At 69.9% G+C, this 6,771-nt stretch carries 6 protein-coding genes; 2 read left to right on the top strand and 4 right to left on the bottom strand.

Annotation, left to right across the window (positions count from 1 at the left end):
- Positions 1–152: 152 nt before the first annotated feature.
- Positions 153–1,592, bottom strand: coding sequence for an NAD(P)H-quinone dehydrogenase (locus E3T19_RS15665; protein ID WP_134409311.1), 1,440 nt, complete (start codon positions 1,590–1,592; stop codon positions 153–155).
- Between the two features lie 70 nt (positions 1,593–1,662).
- On the opposite strand from E3T19_RS15665, the gene E3T19_RS15660 reads away from it, so the two are divergent.
- Positions 1,663–2,496 carry a purine-nucleoside phosphorylase gene (locus E3T19_RS15660; RefSeq protein ID WP_103461198.1) on the top strand — a complete coding sequence of 278 codons (834 nt, stop codon included), beginning with the start codon at positions 1,663–1,665 and terminating at the stop codon, positions 2,494–2,496.
- 161 nt (positions 2,497–2,657) lie between these two features.
- Complete coding sequence (locus E3T19_RS15655) at positions 2,658–4,379, top strand: phospho-sugar mutase (protein ID WP_241980300.1); 1,722 nt, start codon at positions 2,658–2,660, stop codon at positions 4,377–4,379.
- Positions 4,380–4,423: 44 nt separating this feature from the next.
- On the opposite strand, the gene E3T19_RS15650 is transcribed toward E3T19_RS15655, so the two are convergent.
- The 3 genes from E3T19_RS15650 to E3T19_RS15640 are packed head-to-tail and all read right to left on the bottom strand — an operon-like array spanning position 4,424 to position 6,320.
- On the bottom strand, positions 4,424–4,696 hold the full coding sequence (locus tag E3T19_RS15650; protein ID WP_088455255.1) for a PTS sugar transporter subunit IIB: 273 nt from the start codon (positions 4,694–4,696) through the stop codon (positions 4,424–4,426).
- On the bottom strand, positions 4,693–5,175 hold the full coding sequence (locus tag E3T19_RS15645; protein ID WP_088455254.1) for a PTS sugar transporter subunit IIA: 483 nt from the start codon (positions 5,173–5,175) through the stop codon (positions 4,693–4,695). Before E3T19_RS15645 ends, E3T19_RS15650 begins: the two co-directional genes overlap by 4 nt.
- 29 nt (positions 5,176–5,204) lie before the next feature.
- Positions 5,205–6,320 (bottom strand): adenosine deaminase, encoded by a 1,116-nt coding sequence (locus E3T19_RS15640; RefSeq protein ID WP_370291637.1) that lies wholly within the window; start codon positions 6,318–6,320, stop codon positions 5,205–5,207.
- Between the last annotated feature and the right edge of the window lie 451 nt (positions 6,321–6,771).

The following is a 6,771-nucleotide window of genomic DNA, read 5'->3' as shown; positions in this document are numbered from 1 at the left end:
GACGCAGCCACCCCGCGAGAAGCCCTGCATCAGCTACTCTCAGACCAAGAAAACAGCGGTGTTGCATCGACCAGTTGAATCCACCCCCGGCGTACCGGGCGCAGGTGTCCGCACGGGCGACAGTTAGTCGCGGATGCGGCCGGGGTGCCGGGTCAGTAGTGCACCTTGTGCATCGCGCGTGCGGCATCCGTGATGGACCCGGTCAACGACGGGTAGACGGTGAACGCCTCGGCGACCTCGTCGACGGTGAGGCCGTGCTCGACCGCGAGGGTGAGCGGGAAGATCAGTTCGCTGGCCTTGGGGCCCACGATGACGCCGCCGATGACGGTGCCGGTGCCGCGGGAGGCGATCAGCTTGACGAAGCCGTCCTTGATGCCCATCATCTTGGCGCGCGGGTTCGACTCGAGCGGCATCTTGTACACCTCGCCGCGGCGCACACCCTCCTCGATCTCCTTCTGGGTCCAGCCGACTGTCGCGATCTCCGGCTGCGTGAAGATGTTGGCCGCCACATTGCGGATCTCGATCGGGTTCACCGCGTCGCCCATGGCGTGGTAAACCGCAGTGCGGCCCATCATGGATGCGACGGACGCCAACGGCATCTCCGTGGTGCAGTCGCCCGCGGCGTAGATGTTGGGGATCGAGGTGCGCGCCACCCGATTCACCCGGATGTGGCCGGACTCGTCCAGCTGAACGCCGGCCTCGGCCAGGCCCAGGCCCAGGGTGTTCGGCACGGCGCCGACGGCGATCAGGCAGTGGCTGCCCTCGACGGTGCGGCCGTCGGTGAGGGTCACCAGCACGCCGGTGTCGGTGCGTTCGGCGGTGGCGGCGCGGGACTTGTTCAGCACCACCATGCCGTTGCGCTTGAACACGTTCTCAATCACGGCGGCGGCGTCGACGTCTTCGCCGGGCAGCACCTGGTCGCGGCTGGAGACGAGGGTGACCTCGGCGCCCAGGGCCCGGTAGGCGGAGGCGAACTCCGCGCCGGTGACGCCGGAGCCGACGACGATGAGGTGTTTGGGCACCGACTTGAGGTTGTACAGCTGGGTCCAGGTGAGAATCCGCTCGCCGTCGGGCATCATCGTGGGCATCGTGCGGGGGCTCGCGCCCACCGACAGCACGATGGTGTCGGCCTCGATCCGGTCGAAATCGGTGCCTGAGCCGTCGTCTCCGGTGGACACGATGACCGCGTCGCGGCCGTCCAGCCGGCCGTGGCCGCTCTGCAGCTTGACGCCGGCCTTGACCAGGGTCTCCCGCATGTCCTCGGACTGCTCCCTGGCCAGCGCGAGCAGGCGCTTGTTCACCGCGGCGAGGTTGATCGCGACCTCGGGGTGCAGCGGCTTGCCCTTGGCGTCGCGCACGAAGAACTGCACGCCCAGGTCGTTGGCCTCACGGATCGAGTTCGACGCTTCCGCGGTGGCGATCAGCGACTTCGACGGAACGACGTCGGTGAGCACCGCGGCACCGCCGACGCCGACCCGTTCGATCAGGGTCACCTCTGCGCCCTGCTGCGCGCCGGCGAGTGCCGCTTCGTATCCGCCGGGGCCGCCACCGATGATAATGATGCGTTGTTTTCGTTCGAACTCGTAAGGCATTCACTTATTCTGTCCTGCACCGCGCGACCCACCAAACCACGGCTGCCCCGTAGGCAATTAGAGTAGGAGGATGCTCACGACCGAGATCAATCCTCTTGACGCGCCGGAAACCAACCCGTTCGACGTGGCCGCCACCGCCGCCCAAGAAATCGCCGACGCCACCGGTGTCGCCCATCACGACATCGCCCTGACGCTGGGAAGCGGGTGGGGCAAGGCCGCCGACCTGATCGGCGAGACCACCCACACGATCCCCGCGCAGGAAATCACCGGTTTCAGCGCGCCGGCGCTGGCCGGCCACGCGGGCATGTTGCGCTCGGTGCTGCTTTCGAGCGGCAAGCGTGCCCTGGTGATCGGCGCCCGCACCCACTACTACGAGGGCCACGGCGTGCGCCGGGTCGTGCACAGCGTGCGCACCGCCGCCGCGACCGGGGCGACGACCATGATCCTCACCAACGGGGCCGGCGGCATCCGCGAGACGTGGAAGCCGGGCACCCCGGTGCTGATCAGCGACCACATCAACCTCACCGCCGACTCGCCGCTCGAGGGCGCCACCTTCATCGACCTCACCGACCTGTACTCCCAGCGGCTGCGTGACCTCGCCCGAGGCATCGACCCCACCCTGGACGAAGGCGTCTACTGCCAGTTCCGCGGGCCGCACTACGAGACTCCCGCCGAGGTGCAGATGGCCAAGGCCATCGGTGGCCACATCGTGGGCATGTCCACCGCGCTGGAGGCCATCGCCGCCCGCCAGGCCGGCATGGAGGTACTCGGCATGTCGCTGATCACCAACCTCGCCGCCGGCATTCAAAAGACCCCGCTCAGTCACGGCGAGGTGCTCGAGGCCGGCCAGGCCGCCGAAGCCACCATCAGCGCCCTCCTCGCCAGCATCGTGGCCGCACTGTGAGCCACGGCGACGAGACTCCGACCCAGCCCGGCACCCCCGCCGAGCCGCTCCTCCCACGCGGCGCGCACGCCGGCGACGACGAACGCGAACCGCAGACCGCCGTGCTGAACACCGTCGACGGACCGGACGAGACGGCCGGAGAGGTGCCCGCCGCCACGGCAGTGCTGGACACCACGGCCACCGACCCGGTCAACCTGCTGCTGGTCACCGCGACCGACTGGCTCGCCCAGGACCCGGACCCGGAGACCCGCGCCGAGCTGCGCGTGCTGATCCAGCAGGCCCAGGATCGCGACCCGGCCGCCGTTGCCGACCTGCACTCCCGCTTCGACGAGCGCCTCGCGTTCGGCACCGCGGGCCTCCGCGGCGAGATCGCCGCCGGCTCCAACCGGATGAACCGGGTTCTGGTGAGCCAGGCCGCCGCCGGACTCGCCGCCTATCTCCTCGCCGCCGCGGCGAGCAGCCGGCCCGGCAGCATCCCGTCCGTGGTCATCGGCTACGACGGCCGCCGCAACTCGCACGTCTTCGCCACCGACACCGCCGCGATCATGGCCGGCGCCGGCGTGCGCGCCGTGCTGTTGCCCCGCCTGCTCCCCACCCCGGTGCTCGCTTTCGCGGTGCGCCACCTCGGCGCCAGCGCCGGTGTGATGGTCACCGCTTCGCACAACCCGCCCAACGACAACGGCTACAAGGTCTACCTGGGCGACTCCGATGAGGGCTCGCAGATCGTCTCCCCCGACGACGTCGCCATCGCCGCCCAGATCCAGCACGTCGCCGACACCCAGCTCGTCACCGAGCTGCCGCGGGCCGGGTACGAGACCGCTCCGGAGTCCGTCGTGCAGGCCTACGTGGATGCGACCGCCGCCATCGGCGCGTCGCCGCGCGCGCAGGTGAGCGTTGTGTACACGGCCCTGCACGGTGTGGGGTGGGACACCACCCGCCGCGTGCTCGACGCCGCCGGGTTCGCCCTGCCGACCCTCGTGGACGCGCAGATCGCCCCCGACTCGGCGTTCCCCACCGTCGCGTTCCCCAACCCTGAGGAACCCGGCGCGATGGACCTCGCCTACGAGACCGCGCGTGAGGTCGACGCCGAACTGATCATCGCCAACGACCCGGATGCCGACAGGCTCGCCATCGCCATCCCGGACGCCGATGCGCCGGAGGGCTACCGTCGCCTGAGCGGCAACGAGGTCGGTGCCATCCTGGGCTGGCGGGCCGCCGAGCTGGCCGCCAACGCGCCGGGCGACGGCGGTGCCGACGGCACCCTGGCCTGCTCGATTGTGTCGACGCCGGCGCTCAAGGCCGTCGCAGACGCCTACGGCCTGCGGTTCGCCGACACCCTCACCGGGTTCAAGTGGGTCTCCCGTGCTCCCGGCCTGATCTTCGGCTTCGAAGAGGCCCTCGGCTACCTGGTCAACCCCGGCACCGTGCGCGACAAGGACGGCATCTCCGCCGCCGTGGCGCTGCTCTCGCTGGTCAGCGAGCTCAAGGCCGACGGTTTGACGCTCGCGGACCACCTCGACGCGTTCGCCGAGAAGTTCGGCTACTTCGCCTCGGGCCAGATTTCGGTGCGCGTCACCGACCTCACCGAGATCGAGAGGGTGATGGCACGCTTGCGCGAGAGCCCGCCGGCGATGATCGGCACCAGCCGGGTGGACCACATCGACGATCTCTCCGGCGGCTTCAACGGCCTGCCGCCCAGCGATGTGCTGCGGATCGTGCTCGCCGACGGCTCCCGGGTGATGGTGCGGCCCAGCGGCACCGAACCCAAGCTCAAGGTGTATCTCGACACGCACAGCAGCGTCGGCAGCCTCGCCGAACGCCGGCAGGCCGCATCCGATGCCCTCGCCGAGCTCGACAGGGGCATGCGCGCGCTGATCGGCTGACCGGCGGTGCGGACGCGGATGCCCAGCCGGGCATCCGCGCCGGGCTAGCCGAGTGCGATCTCGAGCTTGGCGGTCAGCTCGTCGAGGTCGAAGAAGTTGTCGATGATGATGACGTCGGCGTTGGTCTTGCCGATCGACGGCACCAGTTCCGACGAGGTGAGGATGACCTGCGCGTCCGCGGCGGCGAGCTTCACGCTGGCGATGTCGGCCGCGGTGACGTCAGCCTCGATGTCCAGGCGCTCGAGGGCGCGTTCGGCGTTGACCTTGAGAATGGCGGATGTGCCGATACCGACTCCGCACAGTGCGACGATCTTCATTTGTGTTCCTCCGTGCTGGCGTCTGCGCCGGTTGGTGCCGCGATGCCCAGGAGCGAGCGTACGGATGCTGCGTCCGGCGCCGCTGCCAGCGCCGGGATGATGCTCGAATCGTTGAACACGTTGGCGAGCTCGGCGACGAAGTGCACGTGCTCGTCGCCCGTGGTCACCGCCAGGCCCAGGACCACGTTGACGGGGTCGTTGTGCGGGTGTCCGAAGGCCACGGGCTCGGCGAGGGTCACGACGCTCAGGCCCCCGGTGAGCACATCGGGGCCGGGCCGGGCGTGCGCCAGGGCCAGCCCGGGCGCGATCACCACGTAGGCGCCGAATTCCTCGATCACACCCACCATGCGCTCGGTGTAGCCGGGTGCGGTGGAACCGGATCGCTCCAGCGCCGCGCCGGCGGCGCCGACGGCGGCCCGCCAGTCGGGGACGTGCAGGCCGACGTCGATGGCGTCAAGGGGAAGTGGTGGGAGGGACATGGCTGCTTTCTAGCGTGGGCGTTGGCGGGCTAGGCGGTGGCAAAACCGTCGACGATGGCGTCGGCGAGTTCTTCGCGCTCCTCCAACGGCAGGAATGCCGCGGAGGCCGCGTTGAGCTGCAGGGCCTCGAGGTCGTCGAGGTCGTAGCCGAAGGCATCCGTGAGCAGGGCCAGCTCGCGGCTGAGCGTGGTGGCGCTCATCAGCCGGTTGTCGGTGTTGACGGTGACGCGGAAGCCGAGCTGGTAGAGCAGGTCGAACGGGTGGTCGAGCATGTCGTCGCCCCAGGCGGCGATCGCGCCGGTCTGGAGGTTCGACGACGGGCTGAGCTCCAGCGGGATCTCCCTGTCGCGCACCCACTGGGCCAGCGGGCCGAGGGTCACGTACGTGTTCTCCTGGTCCTCCCGGCCGATTTCGATGTCCTCGGCCAGGCGCACGCCGTGGCCCAGGCGCAGGGCGCGACCGTCGAACAGGGCGCCGCGGATGCTGCCCAGCCCGTCGGCCTCGCCGGCGTGCACGGTGACCGGGAAGAGGTTCCGGGCCAGGTAGTCGAACGCGGCGGCGTGGTTGCCAGCCGGGAAGCCCTCCTCGGCGCCGGCGATGTCGAAGCCGACCACGCCGAGGTCGCGGTGCCGCACGGCGAGTTCGGCGACCTCGAGGGACCTGTCGGCGTGCCGCATCGCGGTGATCAGCTGGCCGATCTTGATGGTGATGCCGGCCTGGGCGACCCGCTCGATGCCCGCCGCGATGCCTTCCTGCACGGCGTCGACGGCCTGGTCCAGGCTGAGCCCGCCGGCCAGGTGCTGCTCGGGGGCCCAGCGCACCTCGGCGTAGATCACGCCATCCAGGGCGAGGTCTTCAACGAACTCCCTGGCCACCCGCACGAGGGCGTCGTGGGTTTGCATGACGCCGACGGTGATCTCGAAGGTCTTGAGGTAGTCCGCGAGCGAGCCGGAGGTGGCCTGGCTGACGAACCAATCGGCGAGGCCGGACTCGGTCGTGGCGGGCAGCTCCAGGCCGATCGGCGCGGCCAGCTCGAGGATCGTGGCCGGTCGCAGACCGCCGTCGAGGTGGTCGTGCAGGGAGACTTTGGGCAGGGCGTTGATGCTCACGCCACTGCCGGGCAACAGGTATTCCTCGGAGCTGATATTCACTCCCCCAATCTATCGCGCCCGCGCGGCGCGTATCCCGAAGCCGCCTCATCCGCCCAACCCCGCCGACGTGCCTCACAATGCCCCTTCAGCGCACTCCAAGCGCATCTTCGCCGCAAGTCAGCACAGCGCGGGGCGCCATCGGTGGATAACTCTGACCGGCAGCGGCAATAAATGGCATCTTGGGCGGATGCGCAAGCGAACGGAGCTCCCCCGCAGCCTGACTCTCGACGGGTTCACCGTCGCGGAAGCGCGCTGGGCGGGGGTGACACCTCGGAGGTTGCAGTCGGCCGACCTGCAGGCGCCGTTCCACGGCGTGAGAGTCGCCGCCGGCATCCCGACCGGGGTGCGGGAACTGGCCAGGGCCTACGCCGCGGTGATGCCCACCGGCCACTTCTTCAGCCACGCCACCGCTGCCCAGCTGCTCGGGCTTCACGGTCCAGAATCC

It is taken from the genome of Cryobacterium sp. TMT4-31 (assembly GCF_004403385.1).
Classification (GTDB): Bacteria; Actinomycetota; Actinomycetes; order Actinomycetales; family Microbacteriaceae; genus Cryobacterium; species Cryobacterium zongtaii.
Note: the sequence above shows the minus strand (reverse complement) of the source record. Positions and strands in the feature narration are given on the sequence as shown.